This is a genomic window from Kribbella sp. NPDC058693, from assembly GCF_042715335.1.
GTDB lineage: Bacteria > Actinomycetota > Actinomycetes > Propionibacteriales > Kribbellaceae > Kribbella > Kribbella jiaozuonensis.
In genome coordinates this window covers 1,737,312-1,759,166 of the sequence record NZ_JBHXSQ010000001.1, presented here as the reverse complement: position 1 = coordinate 1,759,166, position 21,855 = coordinate 1,737,312, and the positions used below count along the sequence as shown (strand labels likewise).

22 protein-coding genes are annotated in these 21,855 nt (G+C 67.4%); 12 read left to right on the top strand and 10 right to left on the bottom strand.

The genetic code is table 11. The features are described 5' to 3' along the window. Nucleotides 1-48 precede the first annotated feature (48 nt). Nucleotides 49-1,485, top strand: a complete 1,437-nt coding sequence (ahcY, locus tag ACFWUU_RS08385; RefSeq protein ID WP_137252979.1) for an adenosylhomocysteinase — start codon at nt 49-51, stop codon at nt 1,483-1,485. 51 nt (nt 1,486-1,536) lie between these two features. Here ahcY and ACFWUU_RS08380 read toward each other — a convergent pair whose 3' ends face one another. After that, nucleotides 1,537-2,496, bottom strand: coding sequence for an RDD family protein (locus ACFWUU_RS08380; protein WP_380173818.1), 960 nt, complete (start codon nt 2,494-2,496; stop codon nt 1,537-1,539). Nucleotides 2,497-2,569: 73 nt separating this feature from the next. On the opposite strand from ACFWUU_RS08380, the gene ACFWUU_RS08375 reads away from it, so the two are divergent. Next, nucleotides 2,570-3,565 carry a stage II sporulation protein M gene (locus ACFWUU_RS08375; protein ID WP_137252980.1) on the top strand — a complete coding sequence of 332 codons (996 nt, stop codon included), beginning with the start codon at nt 2,570-2,572 and terminating at the stop codon, nt 3,563-3,565. Between the two features lie 47 nt (nt 3,566-3,612). After that, nucleotides 3,613-4,365, top strand: coding sequence for a DUF1206 domain-containing protein (locus ACFWUU_RS08370; protein WP_233714539.1), 753 nt, complete (start codon nt 3,613-3,615; stop codon nt 4,363-4,365). Here ACFWUU_RS08370 and ACFWUU_RS08365 read toward each other — a convergent pair. The 4 genes from ACFWUU_RS08365 to ACFWUU_RS08350 are packed head-to-tail and all read right to left on the bottom strand — an operon-like array spanning nt 4,355 to nt 8,231. Continuing rightward, the gene (locus tag ACFWUU_RS08365; protein WP_380173816.1) at nt 4,355-5,101 is read right to left on the bottom strand and encodes a DUF899 family protein; all 747 of its coding nucleotides are present in this window, start codon (nt 5,099-5,101) and stop codon (nt 4,355-4,357) included. The genes ACFWUU_RS08370 and ACFWUU_RS08365 overlap by 11 nt on opposite strands. Before the next feature lie 39 nt (nt 5,102-5,140). Next, nucleotides 5,141-6,727, bottom strand: a complete 1,587-nt coding sequence (locus tag ACFWUU_RS08360; protein WP_380173814.1) for an ABC transporter permease — start codon at nt 6,725-6,727, stop codon at nt 5,141-5,143. Then, entirely contained in the window at nt 6,724-7,620 is an 897-nt protein-coding gene (locus ACFWUU_RS08355) for an ATP-binding cassette domain-containing protein (protein WP_380173812.1), read from the bottom strand. The genes ACFWUU_RS08360 and ACFWUU_RS08355 overlap by 4 nt, the downstream gene beginning before the upstream one ends. A gap of 2 nt (nt 7,621-7,622) precedes the next feature. Next, entirely contained in the window at nt 7,623-8,231 is a 609-nt protein-coding gene (locus ACFWUU_RS08350) for a TetR/AcrR family transcriptional regulator (RefSeq protein ID WP_137252984.1), read from the bottom strand. A 958-nt stretch (nt 8,232-9,189) separates the two neighbouring features. Here ACFWUU_RS08350 and ACFWUU_RS08345 point away from each other — a divergent pair. From ACFWUU_RS08345 to ACFWUU_RS08305, 9 genes are read left to right on the top strand one after another with little or no spacing between them, the layout of a single operon-like run. After that, on the top strand, nt 9,190-10,077 hold the full coding sequence (locus tag ACFWUU_RS08345) for an ABC transporter substrate-binding protein (RefSeq protein WP_380173810.1): 888 nt from the start codon (nt 9,190-9,192) through the stop codon (nt 10,075-10,077). Further along, the gene (locus ACFWUU_RS08340; protein WP_380173808.1) at nt 9,981-10,991 is read left to right on the top strand and encodes an ABC transporter substrate-binding protein; all 1,011 of its coding nucleotides are present in this window, start codon (nt 9,981-9,983) and stop codon (nt 10,989-10,991) included. The genes ACFWUU_RS08345 and ACFWUU_RS08340 overlap by 97 nt, the downstream gene beginning before the upstream one ends. Continuing rightward, the gene (locus ACFWUU_RS08335) at nt 10,988-12,010 is read left to right on the top strand and encodes an ABC transporter permease (RefSeq protein ID WP_380173806.1); all 1,023 of its coding nucleotides are present in this window, start codon (nt 10,988-10,990) and stop codon (nt 12,008-12,010) included. The genes ACFWUU_RS08340 and ACFWUU_RS08335 overlap by 4 nt, the downstream gene beginning before the upstream one ends. Beyond that, entirely contained in the window at nt 12,007-12,891 is an 885-nt protein-coding gene (locus tag ACFWUU_RS08330) for an ABC transporter permease (RefSeq protein ID WP_380173804.1), read from the top strand. The genes ACFWUU_RS08335 and ACFWUU_RS08330 overlap by 4 nt, the downstream gene beginning before the upstream one ends. Beyond that, nucleotides 12,891-13,829 carry an ABC transporter ATP-binding protein gene (locus tag ACFWUU_RS08325; protein ID WP_380173802.1) on the top strand — a complete coding sequence of 313 codons (939 nt, stop codon included), beginning with the start codon at nt 12,891-12,893 and terminating at the stop codon, nt 13,827-13,829. The genes ACFWUU_RS08330 and ACFWUU_RS08325 overlap by 1 nt, the downstream gene beginning before the upstream one ends. 3 nt (nt 13,830-13,832) lie before the next feature. After that, complete coding sequence (locus ACFWUU_RS08320; protein ID WP_380173800.1) at nt 13,833-14,762, top strand: ABC transporter ATP-binding protein; 930 nt, start codon at nt 13,833-13,835, stop codon at nt 14,760-14,762. A 49-nt stretch (nt 14,763-14,811) separates the two neighbouring features. Then, nucleotides 14,812-15,144, top strand: a complete 333-nt coding sequence (locus ACFWUU_RS08315) for a helix-turn-helix transcriptional regulator (RefSeq protein WP_137252993.1) — start codon at nt 14,812-14,814, stop codon at nt 15,142-15,144. Continuing rightward, nucleotides 15,144-15,941 (top strand): VOC family protein, encoded by a 798-nt coding sequence (locus tag ACFWUU_RS08310; protein ID WP_380173798.1) that lies wholly within the window; start codon nt 15,144-15,146, stop codon nt 15,939-15,941. Before ACFWUU_RS08315 ends, ACFWUU_RS08310 begins: the two co-directional genes overlap by 1 nt. Further along, nucleotides 15,938-16,351, top strand: a complete 414-nt coding sequence (locus ACFWUU_RS08305) for a hypothetical protein (protein ID WP_380173796.1) — start codon at nt 15,938-15,940, stop codon at nt 16,349-16,351. Before ACFWUU_RS08310 ends, ACFWUU_RS08305 begins: the two co-directional genes overlap by 4 nt. A gap of 429 nt (nt 16,352-16,780) precedes the next feature. Here ACFWUU_RS08305 and ACFWUU_RS08300 read toward each other — a convergent pair whose 3' ends face one another. Genes ACFWUU_RS08300 through ACFWUU_RS08280 form a run of 5 tightly spaced genes read right to left on the bottom strand, consistent with a single transcriptional unit; the run spans nt 16,781 to nt 21,819 of the window. Continuing rightward, the gene (locus ACFWUU_RS08300) at nt 16,781-18,073 is read right to left on the bottom strand and encodes a DUF58 domain-containing protein (RefSeq protein WP_380173794.1); all 1,293 of its coding nucleotides are present in this window, start codon (nt 18,071-18,073) and stop codon (nt 16,781-16,783) included. Continuing rightward, entirely contained in the window at nt 18,073-19,044 is a 972-nt protein-coding gene (locus tag ACFWUU_RS08295; RefSeq protein WP_380173792.1) for an AAA family ATPase, read from the bottom strand. The genes ACFWUU_RS08300 and ACFWUU_RS08295 overlap by 1 nt, the downstream gene beginning before the upstream one ends. Continuing rightward, complete coding sequence (locus tag ACFWUU_RS08290; RefSeq protein WP_380173790.1) at nt 19,041-20,183, bottom strand: DUF4350 domain-containing protein; 1,143 nt, start codon at nt 20,181-20,183, stop codon at nt 19,041-19,043. The genes ACFWUU_RS08295 and ACFWUU_RS08290 overlap by 4 nt, the downstream gene beginning before the upstream one ends. Then, nucleotides 20,180-20,812 carry a DUF4129 domain-containing protein gene (locus tag ACFWUU_RS08285; protein WP_380173788.1) on the bottom strand — a complete coding sequence of 211 codons (633 nt, stop codon included), beginning with the start codon at nt 20,810-20,812 and terminating at the stop codon, nt 20,180-20,182. Before ACFWUU_RS08285 ends, ACFWUU_RS08290 begins: the two co-directional genes overlap by 4 nt. Continuing rightward, complete coding sequence (locus ACFWUU_RS08280) at nt 20,809-21,819, bottom strand: hypothetical protein (protein ID WP_380173786.1); 1,011 nt, start codon at nt 21,817-21,819, stop codon at nt 20,809-20,811. Before ACFWUU_RS08280 ends, ACFWUU_RS08285 begins: the two co-directional genes overlap by 4 nt. Between the last annotated feature and the right edge of the window lie 36 nt (nt 21,820-21,855).

Genomic DNA, 21,855 nt, shown 5'->3' with positions numbered 1-21,855 from the left:
CCCCTCTAGGCTCGTGCGAGTACCAATCACAGTCTTCAGGGGAGCGGCATGACCTTCGACTACAAGGTGGCGGATCTCGGCCTGGCCGAGTTCGGGCGCAAGGAGATCCGGCTGGCCGAGCACGAGATGCCCGGCCTGATGGCGATGCGCGAGCAGTACGGCGACAGCAAGCCGCTGTCCGGGGCCCGGATCATGGGTTCGTTGCACATGACGATCCAGACCGCGGTGCTGATCGAGACGCTGGTGGCGCTCGGCGCCCAGGTGCGCTGGGTCTCCTGCAACATCTTCTCCACCCAGGACCACGCCGCGGCCGCGGTCGTCGTCGGCCCGGACGGTTCGGCCGACGCCCCCGCCGGTGTCCCGGTGTTCGCCTGGAAGGGCGAGACGCTGGAGGAGTACTGGTGGTGCACCGAGCAGGCGCTGAAGTGGCCCGGTGAAGAGGGTCCGAACATGATCCTCGACGACGGCGGCGACGCCACGATGCTCGTCCACAAGGGCACCGAGTTCGAGAAGGCCGGCGCCGTACCGGACCCGTCGACCGCGGACTCCGAGGAGTACGCCGTCGTGCTGTCGCTGCTGACCCGCACGCTGCGGGAGGAGCCGCAGCTGTGGACCACCATCGGCCAGGGCATCAAGGGTGTCACCGAGGAGACCACCACCGGCGTGCACCGGCTGTACGAGATGCACAAGGCCGGCGCGCTGCTGTTCCCGGCGATCAACGTGAACGACTCGGTGACCAAGTCGAAGTTCGACAACAAGTACGGCTGCCGGCACTCGCTGATCGACGGCATCAACCGCGCCACCGACGTACTGATCGGCGGCAAGGTCGCGGTCGTCTGCGGGTACGGCGATGTCGGCAAGGGCTGCTCGGAGTCGCTGCGCGGCCAGGGCGCCCGGGTGATCGTGACCGAGATCGACCCGATCTGCGCGCTGCAGGCCGCGATGGACGGCTACCAGGTGAGCACGATGGACGACGTCGTCGGCATCGGTGACATCTTCGTCACCACCACCGGCAACAAGGACGTCATCACCGCCGACCACATGGCCGCGATGAAGCACCAGGCGATCGTCGGCAACATCGGCCACTTCGACAACGAGATCGACATGGCCGGCCTGTACAAGACCGCCGGTGTCGAGCGGGTCAACATCAAGCCGCAGGTCGACGAGTTCCGGTTCCCGGACGGCCACACGATCATCGTCCTGTCCGAGGGCCGCCTGCTGAACCTGGGCAACGCGACCGGCCACCCGTCGTTCGTGATGTCGAACTCGTTCACCAACCAGGTCCTGGCCCAGATCGAGCTCTTCGTGAAGACCGCGGAGTACCCGACCGACGTCTACGTCCTGCCGAAGCACCTGGACGAGATGGTCGCCCGCCTCCACCTCGACGCCCTCGGCGTCAAGCTGACCGAACTCTCCAAGGAGCAGGCCGCCTACCTCGGCGTCCCGGTCGAAGGCCCGTACAAGTCGGAGCACTACCGCTACTGATTCCCCCCACAGCAAACGCCCCGCAGATTCCTGCGGGGCGTTTTGCTGTTCTCAGGACCACTGGGATTCGTTGCTGCCGGGGGTGGCCCAGCCTTGGGCGTTGAGGGTGGCTGGGCGGGGGCCCGGGGGTGGTGGGGGTGGGATGAAGGGGGTCGGCGCGGGGACGGGGGCCTGGGCGCCGTACGGGCTGGGTGGGGTGAACGGGCCGGCGGGGATTGCGTAGGACGGGGCGAAGGGGCCAGTGGGGGTGGGGCGGTGGGTGGAGAGGCGGATGAGTTCTCGGCGGCGGCGTTCGGCGAGGATGGCGGAGAGGTAGGCGGGGGCGATGATCGGGGTCGGCGGGGCCGGGGCCGTGACGGCGGCCATCTTGGCGGCGAGGGCTTCGCCGAGGGCGATCTGCGGGCCGGGGAGGAGGTCGGTGTAGCGGGCGAGGTAGTCACGCGCCGCGTTGGCCAGGTCGTCGGACAGCCGCGAGAGCTCCAGCGACTGCGCCCACTGGACCAGGTGGCCGGGGACGAACAGCGGCGGTGACGCCATCGCCTGGTGCCGCTCGCGGATGACGACCGTACCGGCGACCATGTCTCCGATTCGCTTGCCCTGCTTGTTCATCAGGCTTGCCACGATCCCCGGACACGCCGCGAACCACGGCGCGAAGTCGACGAAGAACCACATCAGCGTCCGCACCAGCGCGTGCCGGAACCGGATCGAGCTGCCGTCGTCGCGCACCACCTTCAGCCCGAGCACCATCTTGCCGACGGTCCGCCCGCGGGTCAGCGTCTCCATCACGACCCGGTAGCCGACCGCCACCAGCAGTACGACGATGAAGATCAGCGCGAACGCCAGCGCCTCACTGGACTCGCTCCCGAGCAGGAACCCGGCCAGCAACGAGATCAGCACGACCAGTACGACGCCCTGCAGCGCCACGTCGATCGCGCACGCCAGCGCCCGCGTCGGCATCCGCGCGATCCGCACCTGGAGGACGACCGCTTCGCCGGTGACCAGCTGAGACACGTCGTCGCCCCCTCCTGACTAGACACTGCGTCCGGCTAGTCTGCCAGCAGTCGGGTGGAGGAAGGGGGTAGCTGTGGACGTCGAAGCGTTCGTATCGGTGCACCAGCCGCAGTGGGACCGCCTCGCCTACCTGACCCGTCGCCAGCGCCGCCTGTCCGGTGCAGAGGCCGAAGAGCTCGTGGTCCTCTACCAGCGCGTCGGCACACACCTGGCCGCGCTGCGAGCCGCCGGCGCCGATCCGGTGTCGATCGGTCGCCTGTCCGGCCTGATCGCCGACGCCCGCGGTGCGGTGACCGGTGCGCAGGCACCCGTCTGGCGCGACATCTCGAAGTACTTCCTGGTCAGCTTCCCGGCCGCGCTGTACGCCTCCAGACGCTGGTGGCTCACTATCGGTCTGCTGTTCTACCTGGTCGCGGCCTGGACGGCGTGGCGAGTGCTGGCCCACCCAGAGGTGATCGACTCGATCGGTACGCCGGACCAGGTCAAGCAGCTGGTCGAGCACGATTTCGAGTCGTACTACTCCGACAACCCGGCACAGGACTTCGCACTCCGTGTCTGGATCAACAACGCGACTATCAGTGCCGCCGTGCTCGCACTGGGCATCCTGCTGGTGCCGTCTGTCTTCATCCTGTGGGACAACGCGGTCAACCTCGGTCTGAGCGCCGGTCTGATGATCGGCCACGACCGGGGCGGCCTGTTCTTCAGCCTGATCACGCCGCACGGTCTGCTCGAGCTGACCGCGGTATTCGTCGCCACCGCGGCCGGACTGCGCCTCGGCTGGTCCTGGATCGCTCCTGGCCCCCGCACTCGTATGCAGGCCATCGCCCAGACCGGACGCGCCACGATAGGCATGGCGATCGGACTGGCCGCAGTACTCCTCGTGACCGGCCTGATCGAGGGCTTCGTGACACCGTTCCTGCCGGCACCGGTCCGCGTGACGATCGGCATCCTCGCCGAGCTGGCCTTCTTCACCTACGTCTGGACTCTCGGTCGCCGGGCGTACCGTCACGGTGAGTACGGCGACATCGATGAGGCGGACCGGGAAGCCAGCGCACCTGTCTCCGCCTGATCGGTTTCCGGTGTGGGAACCGGGTCAGGGTGAGGATGGACCAGGAAGTGAGGCACAGCCGTGCGTACGGCGTGGCGATCACTGTCGGCCTGATGGCCTACGGAGTCGTCTATCTGCTGATCGCATGGATCGCTCTGCAGCTCGCCTGGGGGAAGTCGTCCCAGGAAGCGTCGCAGAAGGGCGCGCTGGAGGAGCTGGCGAGCAAACCGCTCGGCGGCGTCCTGCTGTGGGTCGTCGCGATCGGGTTGTTCGCGCTGGTGATCTGGCGCGCGCTGCAGCTCATCTACGGTCACCTGGACATGGAGCACAAGCTCTCCGCGATCGGCCGCGCGGCCGTCTACCTCGTGGTCGGCATCAGCGCGGTCAAGATCGCCGTCGGATCCGGCGGCGGTTCCAGCACCAGCCAGCAGCAGTCGATGTCCGGCCGGGTCATGCAACACGGAGCGGGCCGGGTGCTGATCATCGTGGTCGGTATCGCGATCATCGCCATCGGTGCACGCCAGATCCACAAGGGGATCACGAAGAAGTTCACCGAGGACCTGGTCGGCGGTGTCTCCGAGACGACGATCCTGCTGGGCCGGATCGGGTACGTCGCGAAGGGCATCGCGTTCGCCGTGGTCGGTGTGCTGTTCGCGTGGGCCGCGATCAGCTATGACCCGAAGAAGGCCGGCGGACTCGACACCGCGCTGCGCACGATCAAGGACCAGCCGTTCGGTTCCGTCCTGCTGACCGTGCTGGCGCTCGGCGTCGCCGCGTTCGGCCTGTACTGCTTCAGCTGGTCGCGCAACGCTAAGAAGTGAGGCGTCCCGCTTCGATTCGTGACCACTGGGCGATGGGCCGGCCGTCGATGACCTTCGGGAGTACCGGGTCCTCGGTCGCCCACTGTTTCGGCCAACCGTCCGGTGAGTCCTCGAACGGCTCCTGGCGTCCGTACACGGTGAGGTCCATCAGCGCGTAGTTGTTGTCCATCACCTCGACGCCGCGCATCGTCGTCCAGTACGTCTCGAAGACGCGGTCGCCCTGGCGCACGTACGAGATCAGGTACATCTGGCCGATGTTGCGTCCGACGAGCAAGCGCTCGAGTGACCCGACCCCGGAGTACCACGGCATCGTCCAGCCCATGAAGTCGCGGTACGCGCGGCTCTCGGCGTACGGGCCCTGGGCGAAGACGGCGAACGTGATGTCGCGCGAGTGGAGGTACGAGATCTCCTGCACCTGACCTGTGCACCAGGTGCAGCCCTGGCATTGTTCTTCTGCTGGGTGTCCGGTGTGCCACATGTAGTAGTAGGCGAGGAGTTGCGTGCGCCCTTCGAAGGCTTCGAGCAGGGTGACCGGACCGTCAGGTCCGGTCACCGGGATGCTCGCGTCGACCTCGACCATCGGCAACCTCTTGCGCTGTGCCGTGATCTCGTCACCCTCGCGGGTGTGGGCTTTCTCCCTGGCGCGCAGGTGATTCAGATCCGCGTCGAACGTTGCGCGATCGACCACCGGCGGGAGGGCAGTGCTTTCCGGTACGGCTCGTTCGTGCTTTCTCATACTGGCCACGTCGGAGCCGGTACCCCGTTCTCGACATCGTCAGGCAGGAAGATCGCGTCTGCGCAGTCCCACCAGGCCTGCGAAGCCGACGACCACGGCGATCGCGAGCAGGGCGATCAGTGGACCTGCGGACACCGTTCCACCTGGCAAAGAGGGGAGATGGCTGAACGGCGAGATGTCGCGGATCCAGCCCGCCGTCGCGACGCCCGCACTCACGAGGCCGATCAGAATGCAGACAGTTGGTCCGGCCCACGAGATCATCGAGGCCTGCGGGAAGAATCCGAAGATCGCGATCGCAATCGCGGCCAACACCCACACCGCCGGGAGTTGCGCCAGCGCTGCACCGATGAGTCTCGGGACCTGTCCGCCCACATCGCCGATCGCGATGCCGTACGCAAGCCCTTCGGCCACGCCGGCCGCCAGCAACGCAACCGCCGGCCCGAGCAGACTGAAGACGAGATGGCTCGCGGCCCACTGCCAACGACTCGTCGCGGTCGCCAGCACGGGCTCGGCCCGCCCGCTGCTCTCCTCGACGCGCATCCGCAGTGTTGCCTGTACGGCGTACGCCGAGGCGATCAACCCGACCAGTGTCATGACTCCGGCCAGGAACGAGTCGATCAGCCCGGCCGATCCGCCCATCCGCTGGAACATCTCCTGGATGGTCGGATCGTCCTTCATCATGTCACCGACACCTTTGGCGACACCGCCGAACAACAAGCCCAGCAAGGCGAATCCGACCGTCCACGCGAGCAGCAGACCGCGGTGCAACCGCCAGGCCAGCGCGAACGGCGAGCCGAGCGTCCCGTCCGCGGGGCCGAGCTTGTCGGGTAACAGTCCGGCGCCGATGTCCCGTTTGGTTGCGAGAACGACGGCGGTGGCGACCAGGGCGATGGTTGCTACCAGCAACACGGCGGCGAGCCACCAGCGGTTCTCGGCGTACGGGTGGATCTGTTGTGCCCAACCGATCGGTGAGAGGTACGACAACCAGGCGAGCGGGCCGTCCGTGTGCGCGCTCGTGTCGCCGGCGGCGCGCAGTACGTAGGACGCACCGAGAACGCCGATCGCGATCCCGCGCGCGCTGCCGGCGCTCGCGGTCAACTGCGCCGCGACTGCGCCTACTGCGGCGAAGAACCAGCCGGTGCCGGCGTAAACCATGCCGATGGCAACGGATCCTGCTACCGGGAGATCTTGGCTGTGCATGCCCAAGGCAAGGAGAACGGCCAGCGCCAGGTTGGCGCCGAAGACTGTGATCAGCGCCGCTGCCAGTTGTGCGTGCCGGCCGATGACGGTTGCCCCGAGCAACTCACGACGGCCGGTCTCTTCCTCGACCCGGGTGTGCCGGATCACCGTGAGCAGGCTGATCAGTCCGACCATCACCGGTACGAACCCGAGTCGCCAGGTGACGAATTCGCCGAGGCTGGAGCCGGACAGTTCGCCGTACAAGGTGATGAAGCCGGCGTTGCTTGCGTACTTGATGCGGGAGTCCGGTGTCGGGAACAGATCGCCGTACTCCTTCACATAACTGACCGAGATCGCCACCAGCAGCACGATCCACAACGGCAGGACGATCCGGTCGCGGCGCAGGATCAGCCGGATCAGTCCGCCGGTCCCCGCGAGGCTCTTCATTTCACCGCCTCGGGTTCGTACAGCCGCAGGAACAGCTCCTCCAACGACGGCGGCTGGCTCACGAGACTCCGTACGCCGATCTCCGTCAAGCATCGGAGCACCGGGTTGATCTCGTCGGTGTCGACGTCGAACTGGACGCGTCCGTCGGCCTCCTTGAGATCGTGGACGCCGGACAGCTGGGCCAGGCCGTTCATCGGTCCGACCAGCTCGGCCTGGATCGACGTGCGCGTGAGGTGCCGCAGCTCGGAAAGCGTGCCGCTCTCGACCGCGCGGCCGGCCCGGATGATCGTGACGCGATCGCAGAGCGCCTCGACCTCGGACAGGATGTGGCTGGACAGCAGCACGGTCCGGCCGTCGCGGTCGCTGATCTCCTGCACGACCTCGCGGAAGACCTCTTCCATCAACGGGTCAAGGCCGCTCGTCGGCTCGTCGAGCAGTAGGAGCTCGACGTCGGAGGCGAACGCGGCGACCAGCGCGACCTTCTGGCGGTTGCCCTTCGAGTACGCACGGGCCTTCTTGCGCGGGTCGAGATCGAACCGCTCGAGCAGCTCGGCCTTGCGCTTCTTGTCGATGCCGCCGCGCATGCGACCGAGCAGGTCGATCGCCTCGCCGCCGGACAGGTTCGGCCAGAGCGTCACGTCACCGGGGACATAGGCCAGGCGGCGATGCAGGTCGGTCGCGTCCGACCAGGGATCGCCGTCGAGGACCCGCGCGGTCCCCTCGTCCGCGCGCGTCATTCCCAACAGGATGCGAATGGTGGTGGTCTTCCCCGCGCCGTTCGGGCCGAGGAACCCGTGCACCTCACCGGTTCGCACCGTGAGGTCGAGACCGTCCAGGGCAAAGGTCCGCCCGAACGACTTGACCAGACCTTCCGTGCTGATCGCAGCCGGCATGATCACTTCTCCTCAGAGCGTTGCTGGAGTTTTTCGATTTGTTCGGGGGAGATGAGCGGGATCGTGAAGACCTCCATCAAGGCCTGGCCGATCCGGTTGTAGCCCGCCGGGGTGGTGATGTCCTCGCCGAGCGCCTTCGAGACCTGGTCCCGCAGGATGAAGACGCTCAGCTTGATCGCGGCCAGCGCAGCGGCGTACCCGCGGGGGTCCTTCGGTTTGATGCCGTAACCGCTGGCCCATTCCTCGACCGCGTCGACCCCTTCCAGGAACAGCGCGGTCGCGGTCTCGGAGCCGTCCATCATCGAGCGAACGATGTACAACTGCAGCGGAAACGCGATCGGATGCAGCACCAGCGGATCGAGCCCGGTGAGATCACCGTCCTGCGTCAGCTCGGCCCCGATCTGCAGCATCCGATCCTTCGCGTACCGGTCGCAGGCGTCCCGCAGCGCCTCCTTCGACCCGAAGTGATGCCGGACAAGCCCCGACGACACCCCCGCCTCGGCAGCAATATCCCGGATCGAGGCCCCCTCGATCCCACGCTCCCCGAACAACCTGATCGCCGCATCCCGAATCCGAGCCCGCGCCGTCAGGTCCTCTGCCGCTCGATCCATCACCCACTCCTCTCCCTACACACAAAAGCAAACTACTACACGATCGTGTAGTCAAGTGCTTTGAGGGGGTACTGCGGCCAGCCCCGCGTGCTACGCAGCTGCTTCCTTCGTCGCTGCGTCCTCAGCGCACCCGCTCCGCACGCACCCGCCCACCCCCGGCTCATCGCCGTGCATCCCCTTCCGGCTATCGCCGGGGTCTTCCGGCTATCGCCGGGGTCTTCCGGCTGTCGCCGGACTGTGCCGGCTATCGCCGGAGTGGGCGGCTGCCGCCGCGAGTCGCTCGCTGCGCTCGCGGTGACTGCTGGCCGGGTCAATCGATGACTGGACCGTGGACCCTGGCGGGTGTCGACTCCTGCTGTCGTGACGCGAGTGGGTGTGATCGGCCCCCGGGGTGCTGCACATCCACCCACCTCCGGCTCGGTGCCGTGCGTCCCCATCCGGCTAGCGCCCCGGATCGCTCGCTGTCGTTCGCGGGTGAGTGCTTGGCGGGTGTTCTTCGAGGAGCGGGTTGTAGTGATACGGGCTGTGGGTCTCGATCGCGGATGTGGTGTCGCGAGCAGCACCCGCGCGCGCGGGTGGTAGCTGTGCCAACAGTCGCGCTCGCCGCAGCACCCAACATCACGAGCCCCGGGGCCGCTACAGCACGCTCTCGACCGCGGGCGGCAGCCCGCAGATTCCGGCGATAGCCGGAAAAGTCCGGCGATAGCCGGAAGACCCCGGCGATAGCCGGAAAGGGATGTACGGCGCTGAGTCGGGGGTGGGTGGGGTGCGGGCGGAGCGGGTGCGCTGAGGAGCGGAGCGACGAAGAAAGCCCGCGTAGCCCGCGGGGTAGACCGCATTCTGACCGGTAAGAAGGTTACTTCGGTGTGACAAAGAGCCGTAGTTTGTTGACAGAGGGGTGTCTGCTGGTGTGGGTTCTTCCCCAAACACCAACACCAGCTGGGGAAGGTTGGCGGCCATGAGGAAGTTGTTGGCGGTGCTGGGGGCGTTGTGTTTGGCGGTGGTTCCGGGTGCGGCGTACGCGGCTGATCCGGTGAAGGATCCGGCCAAGAAGGTGATCAAGATCGGCGTGACCCAGTCGGTCGACTCGATGAATCCGTTCTTGGCTGTGCGGCTGGTGACCGGGTCGATCCAGCGGATGATCTACGGCTTTCTGACGGTGCCGGACTCGAAGACTCTGCAACCCAGTCCGGATCTCGCCGAGTCCTGGACGACGTCGCCGGACGGGCTGACGTGGACGTTCAAGATCCGGCAGGCGAAGTGGTCGGACGGGCAGCCGATCACGGCGGACGATGCGGCCTGGACGTTCAACAAGATGATCACCGACGACGGCGCCAAGACCGGCAACGGTCCGGCCGTCGCGAACTTCCAGAGCGTCACCGCGAACGGGCAGGAGCTGACCATCAAGCTCAAGACCCCGCAGGCGTCGATGCTCGACAACCCCGTCCCGATCATGCCGAAGCACGTCTGGGAGAAGGTCAAGGACATCTCGGAGTACGACGCTGAGGTGTACCCGACCGTCGGCAGCGGACCGTACGTCGCGGTCGAGCACAAGAAGGACCAGTTCGTGCGGCTCGAGGCGAACCCGCAGTACTGGCGTGGGCGGCCGAAGGTCGACGAACTGCAGGTGATCTTCTACGACAACCCGGCCGCCTCGATCGTCGGGCTGAAGAAGGGTGACATCGACCTGATCGGGCGGCTGAACCCGCCGGACTTCGAGTCGCTGAAGGGCGATGACAACATCGTCCAGTGGAACACGCAGGGCCGGCGGGCGGCGTACCTGCAGATCAACCACGGCGCGACGACCAGCGACAACAAGCCGATCGGCGACGGCACCCGGCCCTGAAGGATCCGAAGGTACGGACCGCGCTGCACTACGCGATCGACAAGCAGAAGCTGGTCGACGAGGTCCAGGGCGGTCTCGCGAAACCGGCCGACGGGTCGATCATTCCGCCGCTGTACAAGGACTTCTTCTGGGAGGCGAGCGGCGCCGAGAAGGTGACGTTCGACCTCGCGAAGGCCAACAAGATCCTCGACGACGCCGGGTACAAGAAGGGACCTGACGGCGTACGGACGATGCCGGACGGGTCGCGGAAGCTGCAGTTCCGGTTCAGCATCCACACCGATACACCGATCGAGGACAAGCTCGCGGAGTACCTGACCGGCTGGTTCAAGGAGATCGGCATCACGCTGACGACCAAGCGGCTCGACTCGAGCAAGTTCACCGAGGAGACCGGTACGACGGCGCTGTTCGACATCGCGATCAGCGGCTGGTCGGTGAACCCGGACCCGGAGGAGGTGCTCGGCACGCACCTCTGCAGCCGGCGTCCGACCGCGTCCGGGCAGGGCGGTGGGACCGAGTCGTTCTACTGCGACCCGCAGTACGAAAGCCTGTATCTGCAGCAGCAGAAAGAACTCGACCGCACCAAGCGCGCCGACATCGTGAAGAAGATGGAGGAACGGCTCTACACCGACGCCCCGGTGATCGCGTTGTACTACCCGAACGATCTCGAGGGCTACCGCAAGGACCGGATCGCCAGCATCACGCCGATCCCGGAGGACAAGGGCCTGCTGTACGGCGGGTCCGGGTACTGGCCGTTCTACACGCTCGAGGCGGTGTCGAAGGACGGGGCCACGGCCGAAAGCGGTGGGATGAGCGGCGGCGTGATCGCGGGCATCGCGGCGGCCGTGGTCGTCGTACTGATCGGTGGGTTCTTCGTACTGCGGCGTCGCCAGGGCGCGGCCGATGAGCGCGAATGACGGTCACGGTCGAAGCTCCTGAGCAGACCCCTGCTCGCCACGGTCTGCTGCGCTACGCGGCGACCAAGGCGGGCGGAGCCCTGCTCAGTATCGCGATGGTGATCGTCGCGACGTTCTTCCTGTTCCGCCTGCTGCCCGGCGATCCGGTCCGGGCGCTGGCGCAGGGGCGGAACATGACGCCGGAACAGCTCGACCTGGAGCGGGCCCGGCTCGGGCTCGACAAGCCGATCCCTGAACAGTTCTTGCACTTCGTGAAGCAGACGCTGCAGTTCGACCTCGGGGTCTCGTACGAGTACAAGCGACCGGTCGTCGACCTGATCGGCGAGCGGATCGGGTCGACGCTGTTGCTCACCGGTACGGCGTTGGTGATCGCGGTCAGTCTCGGCCTCTGGCAGGGTGCGCGCGCCGGGTGGAAGCCTGGCAGCCGGTTCGACAAGGTGTCGACCGCGATCTCGCTGGTGCTGTGGTCGGTACCGACGTTCTGGCTCGGGCTGTTACTGCTGATGGTGTTCGCGGCCGGGATCGGGCCGATCCCGGGGATCTTCCCGACGCGCGGCAGTTCGAGTGTCGACAAGCCGGACGGGTTCGCGGGCGTGCTGGATGTCGGCGTACACATGGTGCTGCCGTGTCTGACGCTCGTCGCGGTCGTCTACGCGCAGTACCTGCTGGTGATGCGGTCCTCTGTGCTCGACGAGGTCGGGCAGGACTACATCACGACGGCGCGGGCGAAGGGTTTGCGCGATGACGACGTACGGCGAAAGCACGCCGTACCGAACGCGTTGCTGCCGACGGTGACGCTGGTGTTCATGCGGATCGGGTTCGTGGTCGGGGGTGCCGTGACGGTCGAGGCGATCTTCAGTTGGCCGGGGCTCGGGCAACTGTTCTACGAGGCGATCCGGGTGCCGGACTTCACGTTGATGCAGGGGACGTTCCTGCTGATCACGGTGTCGGTGATCCTGATGAACACGTTGGCGGACGTCATCTACCACCTCTTGGATCCGCGGGTGAGGTCGGCATGAGCAACGTGACCTGGGTACGCCGTCGTCGTGCCGCCGGGCGGTTCTGGGCGGATTTCCGGACGCACCGGGCCGGCGTTGCCGGCTTGGTGATTCTCGCGGTTGCCGTCGTACTGGCGCTGATCGCACCGCTGTTCATCGATGCCGGCGTGACGAATGTGGTGTCCGGGACCGGCGCGAAGCTGGCGCCGCCGAGTCTCGACGACCCGCTCGGTACGGACGAGTCGGGGCGGTCGGTGCTGCTGATGATCTGGTGGGGTTCGCGGACCTCGCTGCTCATCGGATTTCTCGCGGCGCTGCTGAGCATGGTGATCGGGACGGTGCTCGGGATCGCGGCCGGGCACTTCCGGGGATGGGTCGGTGCGGTGATCCTGCGGGTGACCGACTGGTTCCTGGTGCTGCCGTCGCTGGTGACCGCGTTGGTGCTGGCGGCGATCCTGGGTGGTTCGACGGCGACGATCATCGTGGCGATCGGGGTGACGTCGTGGCCGTCGACGGCGCGGTTGATCCGCGCGCAGACGCTGGCCGTCGAGGCACGCCCGTACATCGAGAGATCGCTGGCGCTCGGCGGCGGGCATTGGCACATCACCACCCGGCATGTGCTGCCGAACGTCGCACCGTTGCTGTTGGCAAGTACGACGTTGGAGGTGGCGAGCGCGATCGTCACGGAGTCGACGCTGGCGTTCCTCGGCGTGAGTGCGAACAAGACGTCGTGGGGGACGATGCTGCGCGGGGCTTATGACTGGGGTGCGGCGACGGTCGGCGCCTGGTGGTACATCTTGTTGCCGGGTCTCTGCATCGTGATCGTGGTGATGGCTTTCACCTTGTGTGGAAGGGCTTTGGAGTCGGTCTTGAATCCTCGTCTGCGGACCGGGGGCGCCTGATGCTTGAACTCGACAACTTGTCCGTGACCTACAAGGCTGGTGGCGATATCCCCGCCGTCCGCGGCGTGTCCTTGTCGTTGGCGGCCGGGGAAGCGGTTGGCCTGGCCGGCGAATCGGGCTCGGGCAAGTCCTCGGTCGCGCTTGCTTTGTTGCGGCTGCTGCCCTGGTCGGCTGTCGTGGGTGGACGGGTCCTGCTCGACGGCGAGGACGTGCTGACGATGAAGTGGGGCCGGTTGCGCGCCGTACGCTGGTCGTCGGCATCGATCGTCTTCCAGGGCGCGCAGCACGGGTTGAACCCTGTGCAGCGGATCGGGGAGCAGATCGCGGAGCCTCTCGTCGTACATCGACAGGCCTCGGGATCTGCTGCTGACGCGCGGGTGCGGGAGCTGCTCGAACAGGTTGGACTGCCGGCCTGGCGAGCCCGGAGCTATCCGCATGAGCTGAGCGGTGGCCAACGGCAACGAGTGATGATCGCGATGGCGCTTGCTTGCTCACCACAACTGATCATCGCCGACGAACCGACGACAGCGCTCGACCTGATGGTCCAGGCGCAGGTACTGACGCTGATCCGCGACCTGATCGCCTCGCACCGGATCTCGCTGCTGATGATCTCGCACGACCTGTCGGTCCTGGTCGACGTGTGCGACCGCCTCGCCGTCATGTACGCCGGACGCTTGGTGGAGCTCGGTCCGTCGTCGGGGGACTTTCGCCACCCGTACAGCCAGGCGCTCGCGGCGGCGTTCCCGACCGTCGGCGATCCCGCTTCCCGGCTGGCGCCACGCGGTCTGCCCGGTGATCCGCCGGATCCGCAGCAGCTCCCGGGTGGTTGTTCGTTCCATCCGCGTTGCCCGGTCGCGATCGAGTCGTGCGCGACGTCCGACGTACAACTGCGTCCGGTCGGCGATCGAACCGCCGCCTGCATCCTGGTAGGGGAGTGACTCTTGCTAGAGGCAACTGATCTGCATGTCGAATTCTCCGGCCGCGGTGGTCGACGAGCCCGCGCCGTCGACGGCGTCAACCTCTCCATCGGCGCCGGCGAGATCGTCGCCCTCGTCGGCGAATCCGGCTGCGGCAAGACCACCCTCGCCCGCACCCTGCTCGGTCTGGAACGCCCCACCGCGGGCCAGATCGTGTACGACGGCACGCCGCTGAACTACTCCGGTCGCGCCCTGAAGGCCTTCCGCCGTCAGGTCCAACTCGTCCTCCAGGACCCGATGGGCTCCCTCAACCCGCGCCAGACCGTCTACGAAGCGGTTGCCGAAGGCCCCCGAATCCACAACCTTCCCGACGAGGAATCCGTCGTCTCCTCAGCCCTTTCCCGCGCCGGACTCCGCCCGCCCGAACGCTTCTTCCATCGCTACCCCCACGAACTCTCCGGCGGCCAACGCCAACGCGTCGTCATCGCCGGCGCACTCGCCCTCGACCCCAAGGTCCTCATCGCCGACGAACCCGTCGCCTCCCTGGACGCCTCGGTCCGCGGCGAGATCCTCTCCCTGATCCTCCGCCTCCGCGACGACCTGGGCCTGTCCGCCCTCGTCGTCACCCACGACCTGGGCCTGGCCTGGAACATCGCCGACCGAGTAGCCGTCATGTACCTGGGCCGCATCGTCGAATCCGGCCCCACCGAAGCCATCCTCACCAACCCCCAACACCCCTACACCCAAGCCCTGCTCTCCGTCCTCCCCGATTCCCCCCAACGCATCATCCTCACCGGCGAACCCCCCGACCCCACCCAAATCCCCACCGGCTGCCGCTTCCACCCCCGCTGCCAACTCATCCCCACCACCCCAGACACCACCGCCTGCACCTCAAAGCCCCTCCCAATCCTCCCCACCACAACCCAACCCCAGGTCGCATGCCACCTAGCTTGAGTGGTTCTGGTGGTTGACAATAGTTAACAGTTGGTAGAACTATTGCGGCATGGTGGAAGATGCGGTGGATCGGTTTTTTGAGGTGTTGGCGGATCCGACGCGGCGGCAGGTTGTGCGGTTGTTGGGGGAGGGGCCGCGGCGGGCGGGGCAGTTGGCGGTGGCGACGGGGGCGTCTTCGCCGGCGATGAGTCGGCATCTGCGGATCCTGTTGGAGGCCGGGCTGGTTGCCGATGAGCGGGTGCCGGACGACGCCCGCGTTCGTGTCTTCCGGCTCAATCCGGAGCCCGTGGTCGCCGTACAGGCCTGGCTGGATCAGGTTCAGGCGCACTGGCGTGATCAGTTGGGCGCGTTCAAACGCCACGTCGAGCAGAAGGAGTCCTGATGACCGAGCAGTCCGTCGAGGTCGCCGTCGAGGTCCCCGTCGCGCCTCCGACCGCGTTCAAGATCTTCACCGAGGAGATCGACCTGTGGTGGGTACGCGGACCGATCAACTTCTGGGACTCGGCCCGCGCGATCGAGGTACGCATAGAGCCGGGCATCGGTGGTCGGATCCTCGAGGTGTACGCCGATGACGCGCTGGAACGTGGCGTGATCACCGCGTGGGAGCCTGGCGAGCGTCTCGAGTACCGCAGTTCGGTCGACGACACCGAAACGACGATCACGTTCGATCCGATCGACGGCGGTACTCGCGTCACCGTGGTCGAAGCGCTGGTCGAGGGCGGCACCAGGGCCGACTACGCGTGGCAGAACGTCCTGTACTGGTTCCCGGCCTGGGTCACCCGCCGCGACTCGGCGCCGTCGACGCCGCGTGAGGTCGGACGACTCGCAATCGCCTTGTACTACGAGGATCCGGCCGCCGCGGCTCGGTGGCTGCACTCGGTGTTCGGCCTAGAAACGTGGGACCGCATCCCGGAGGAAGGCCGCCAGCCGAGCTGGATCGAGCTGCATGCCGGTGCCTCGTCGATCATCCTCCTCAAGCGCACCGAGCCGGGCGCACCGGCCGGGGACCACGCGGCCTGGGTGTACGTCGACGATCTCGACGCGCACTTTGCACACAGTCAGGAGAACGGCGCGAAGATCTTGCAGGAGATCCATCAGTACGGCTTCCGCTCGTACGAAGCCGAGGACGTCGAGGGCCACCGCTGGACGTTCCTCCAGGCCCGGCCGACGCAGCCATGACCGAACCATCAGCCACCGCATCCATTGAGGTCGCGGTGGATCCGGCGACCGCATTCAAGGTCTTCACCGAGGAGATCGACCTGTGGTGGGTCCGCGGCCCCATCAACTTCTTCGACGCGGCGCGAGCCACCGCGATGCAGATCGAGCCAGGCGTCGGCGGGCGGATCCTCGAGGTGTATTCGCCGCCCGACGACGTACTCGAAATCGGCAAGATCACCGACTGGCAGCCCGGCGCCCGGTTCGCGTACCGCAGCTCGGTCGACGACACCGAGACCCGGATCGCCTTCGACGCAACCGGCGCCGGCTGCCGCGTCACCGTCGTACAGTCGCTACTCCCCGGCGGCTCCCAGGCCTTCTACTTCTGGTGCAACGTCATCCACTGGATCCCCGAGTGGCTCGCCCGACGGTGAGCGCGGTGGGGACGCTGCGGCCGCGAGGTAGGGTGACGGTGTGCTGAGAACGTCGTGGGGTGGGGTGGCGGACGCCGGTAGTCGACGCACCATCCCGCCGCCACGGTCCACCTCGGCGACGGCGGTCCGCACTCGACCGGGCGATAAGCCCGCAACCGTCGGCGGCAGCCGACAGATCCCGGCGGTAGCCGGAAGAGCCCGGCGATAGCCGGCAACGCCCGGCGGCAGCCGGCAAACCCGGCAACGCCCGGCGGCAGCCGGCAAACCCGGCGATAGCCGGAAGAGCCCGGCGATAGCCGGATGGGATGCTCCGGCGGTAGCCGGGGGTGGGTGGGGTGCGGGCGTAGTGGGCGCGGTGAGGAGCGGAGCGACGAGGGTAGCGGCCGCGTAGCACGCGGGGTGGACCACATGCGTCAGCGTCGCGGGCTTCTACAGGCGGCCGGCTTTCTTTAGGGATAGGTAGGTGTCGGCTAGGGCGGGGGCTATTTGGTCGGGGTTTTCGTCTACTACCGTGACGCCGGCTCGGGTGAGGGTGGCGGTTAGGCGGTCTCGGTCTAGGCGGGTGCGGGCGGCGGAGGCGGCGGCGTATACCTCAGGCAGGTCAGATCTGGTGGATTCGAGTTCGGTCAGGCGGGGGTCGGCGACGGAGGCCAAGACGACGACGTGGCGGCGGAGGAGGGGGCCGATGACGGGGAGGAGGGACTCCTCGATGACGGCGGGATCCAGGCCGGTCAGCAGCACGACCAGAGAGCGTTGGCCAAGGCGCTCCAGGACCTGGGAGACGACGATGCGGAAGTCCGTCTGGACCAGCTCGGCCTCGACGTTCGCCAGTGCGTTCACGAACGACGGCAGCACATCCTGCGGCGCAGGGCGTCGTACGTCGGCACGTACTGCCGAATCGCAAGCCAGCAAGGAAACCCGGTCCCCGGCCCGCGTGGCCAACGCAGCCAGCAACAGCGCGGCGTCCATCGCATGGTCCAGCCGCGGCGCATCCCCGACCCGGCCGGCGGACAGCCGACCGGAGTCGATCACGATGACGACCTGGCGATCCCGCTCCGGGCGCCAGGTCCGCAGTACGACGTTCCCGCGCCGAGCCGTCGCCCGCCAGTCGATGCTGCGTACGTCGTCCCCCGGCACGTAGTCCCGCAGCGAGTCGAACTCAGTCCCTTGCCCGCGCACCAGCAGCGCCGTACGCCCGTCGAGCTCGCGCAACCGCGCCAACCGCGACGGCAGGTGCTTGCGGCTTTTGAACGGCGGCAGAGCCCGCACCGTCCACGGCACCTGGTGGGAGCTCTGGCGGCCAGCGAAGCCCAGCGGACCGACAGAGCGGACTGTGACCCGAGAGGCGTGCCTGTCGCCGCGACGGGTTGGGATCAAGTGCGTCGTCACGCGGCGGCGTTCGCCCGAGGGGATCTCCAGTCTGTGCGGTGAGTCTTGTACACCAGCTGACGGGGGCCACGCATCACGCAAGAGCCCGCGGACCCGCCGGCCAGGGTTGGCGACGACCATCTGCACGACAGCCCGCTCACCAAGCCGTACGGCGTTGTCCCCGTCCCGGCTGAACTGCAGCCGCCGTGGCGATCCAGCCAGCAGCACATCCACGAAGCACACCACCAGCACAACAGCCACGACCACGCCGACCCCTGCCCACGACGGCATCACCAGGGCAACGAAGACCACGCCGGCCGCAGCCAGCACCCCAGCCCGCCCGGTGAGCACCATCAGCGCGGTACCGGCACCGTAGCGAGCACGCTCTCCAGTACCGCGTCCGCACTCACACCCTCGAGCTCCGCCTCCGGCCGCACCTGGACTCGATGCCGAAGGCAAGGACGCGCCATCGCCTTCACATCATCCGGAATCACGTAGTCCCGCCCGGACAGCCACGCCCACGCCCGCGACACCGCCAGCAACGCCGTAGCCCCACGCGGCGACACCCCGAGCTGCAACGAAGGAGACTGCCGCGTAGCCCGGCACAGGTCCACGACATACGCCAGTACGTCGTCCCGCACCGCCACCCGCCGTACTGCGTTCTGCCCGGCCAGCAAGTCCTCCGGCCCAGCAACAGGCCGCAGCCCAGCCGCCTCCAGATCGCGCGGATCGAACCCCTGCGCATGCCGAGCGAGTACTGCGATCTCGGCGTCACGCGGCGGGATGTCCAGCGTCACCTTCAACAGGAACCGGTCCAGCTGTGCCTCCGGCAACGGATAGGTGCCCTCGTACTCGATCGGGTTCTGCGTCGCCGCCACGACAAACGGAACGGGCAGCTTCCGCGGCTCACCATCCACGGTCACCTGCCGCTCTTCCATTGCCTCCAGCAACGCCGCCTGCGTCTTGGGCGGCGTCCGGTTGATCTCGTCCGCCAGCAGGATGTTCGTGAACACAGGGCCAGGACGGAACTCGAACTCCGACGTCTTCGCGTCGTACACCAGTGACCCGGTGACATCACCAGGCATCAGGTCCGGCGTGAACTGCACCCGCTTGGTGTTCAGCCGCATCGCCGTCGACAGCGCCCGGACCATCAGAGTCTTCGCCGTACCAGGAACGCCCTCCAGCAGCACGTGGCCGCGGCAGAGCAGGGCGAGCACCAACGCGGTCACCGCGGTGTCTTGGCCGACCACCGCCTTGCCGATCTCGGTCCGCAGCGCAACCAGCGCCTGCCGGGCCTGTTCGGCGGTGACTTCGGTAGTCGTCACGGGTGTCGTACCTCCTGGGTCAGTACGTCGAGCTCGAAAGACAAGGACATCAGAGCGGCGTCAGACAGCGGCGGCATGCCGTAGAGCAGTTCGTACAGCATGACCGGGTCCCTGCCGGTACGTGCAGCCACAGTCGCGACCACCGCCGACGGCTCGGCCCGCCGTGGGATGCCGTGCGCCTTGTGCAGCTGGCCGAGCGCTGACTCGCGCAGCGCCGCCGCGGCGCGGTCCCGGGCACGTGAACGTCGGTAGAGCCTCGCCCGGCCCTCAGTGGTCTCGGCCGCATGCACGATCACCGGCAACCGCTCAGCCACGACCGGACCGAGTCGCCGCCCACGCCAGATCGCCACAACGAGCACGGCGAACGCCAGCGCCCACCCGATGTAGCGAACATCCGGCGGAATCAGCGGCGCAGTGCCGGCGCTCTCCGAGCCGGTGTCGGTCGACTCGAACTGCGGCAGGTACCAGGTCAGGTCCTGATGCGTACCGATCAGGTTGAGCGCCAGCGCCGCGTTGCCGTCGTCAGCCAGCTGCGCGTTGGTGAACGACGCCGGCGTACCGACGACGTCGACGATCCGGTCGCCGACCTCCAGCCGGATCACCGTGTTGTTGATGCCATCGCCGTAGCAGGCGACAGCCGCAGACGGTGCGCTGTACGTCGGCCCGCTGACAGTGACTGTGCCCGCTCGAACCGCAGCCGGCAGGTCGCACTGGGCCTCCCGGCTCCGTGAGGAGAACACATCGCCGGTCTGTTGCACACCAGGCGCCAGGATCTCCAGCGCTCGACTGCCGGGCCGGATGAGCACCAGGTGGCTCCAGCGAGCCTGAGCGATCCGCTCCAAGTCAGGGCGACCGAGTGACCCGGCCGGGCCGATGATGAGAGCCTTACCCTCACCTGGCTGTACGGCGTCGTCCAGCGTCTCCGTGCTGTGCACAGAAACTCCATGGTTCTTCAGCAACGTAGCCAGCGCCCGTGCCCCGTCCGAATCCGTGGAGTCCGGGCTGAACGGCCCTGACGTCCGCGCCGAGGTAGCGATCAGGATGACGATCGCAACCAGCACAATCAGCCCAGTAACGAGCAAAGGCGTCCGCAGTGCCCGCCAGCTCTCACCAGCACTCCGCCCGAGCGGCGTACTCATACAGCCACCCGTGCAGTCCGCGCAGCGTCATCAGCAGCCACTACCGCGGCGTACCGCTCCGGCGTCCCCGGACGGTTGCCGTAGACAACCTCCGTGAACACCAATGCGGCCGGCTGCAGCGGTTCACGCAGTACGGGCGCGATCCGCGAGGCATCGGCAACCACCTCGTACGCCGTACGCCCTGGCCGCTCGTCCAGCACGGTCCGCTCGGTCAGCTCCGCGACGCACGCCCGGAACCGGCTGCGGATCGCCAGCGCGTAGTCGCCGGACGCAGCCTCCCGCTCCGCCAACGCACGGTACTCCGCCGCGCTGGCCGGCCGGGCGGTGTCGAAAACGGCCTGCGACTTCACCCTGCGACTGGTCCGCAGCACTCCGGCTCGCCAGAGGACCACGAGCACCACCAGCACGAGCAGAGCGATCAGCATGGCCAGACCGGCGTGGCCGTTAGGAGACGAGCCGGTCAGGCTGTTCAGGAGGTCGCCGATCCAGTCCAGCACCTTGCCGATCGCCTTCTGGATCAGCGAACCGCCCGAGTCCCGGTACGTCGACTTGGACAGCTCCTCGGCGGCCTCACGCGCGGCCCTCTCCCGGTCGATGTCGACGGGCGGCTCCTGCAGGAAGAGGATCACGCAGTCTCCTCGAAACGCAGGGCCGGACGCATCCAGAGGTCGAGCCCCTCCCGCCGTACCCGGAGGTCCAGGTAGATCAGGGCCTGTACGGCGGACATGAAAGCCAGGCTCGCGATCAGCGTCATCACCGTGAAGATCCCCACGGCGACACTGACGACGACGGCCACCACCGTGGCCCCGTTGCTGTCGGCCCACGAGCCCAGCGTGAGCACCAGCGCGGTGATCCCGAACTGCAGCGCGTACCCGATGATCTGCACGACCAGCCCGCCGAACAGCAGGATCCCGAACACCCGCCAGAACTTGCCCTTCACCAGCTGCCAGGACCGCCGCAGCGCTCCCCAGACCCCGACCCGGACCGGTATGTAGAGCCCGATGTCCGGCGCGTGCCGGCCCTCCATCAGTACGACGGTCCCGGCCAGCACCAGCCTGATCCCGAAGATCAGCACGAGTACGCCGCCGACCAGCATCATCACCACGGCCACCGCACCGGCCGCGTCGGAGGAGATGGCAGCGTCCGTACCGGCGCCGATCCCGAGTACTGCGAGCCCCCAGCCGCCGATCAGCAGCATGAACGACAGCGACTGCAACAGACCGACAACAGCCAGTGCAGGCAGCGCAGGTCGTACCAGCCGCATCAGCTCGCGCGGACCGACCCGATGCGCCAGCTGACTCCGGACCGCGGCCAGAGCGATGATCCCGGACAGCATGCTCGACACGACCGAGAACAGCACCACCTGGACGCCGTACGTGAGCAGAAGCGCCGCACCGGCCTGCTCGAACGGGTCGTTCGCGCCGAAGAACCCAGGAATGCCACCCGGTACGGCGACCTCGGTCAGCACGGCCTGCACCGCGACCAGTGCGATTCCGGCCAGCACCGGTAGGCCCAGCATGATCGTCTTGTTGTCGGAGATCGTCCGGGCGGCGTTGTCGAGCAGATCCGCCGGCAGCCACGGCCGCAGCGGCTCAGTGGCCACGTCGTCGTGCAGCTGCATGTTCTGGTCGGCCACTGCGCGCCCCCTCCTCCCCGAAGCCCGGTCTGAACA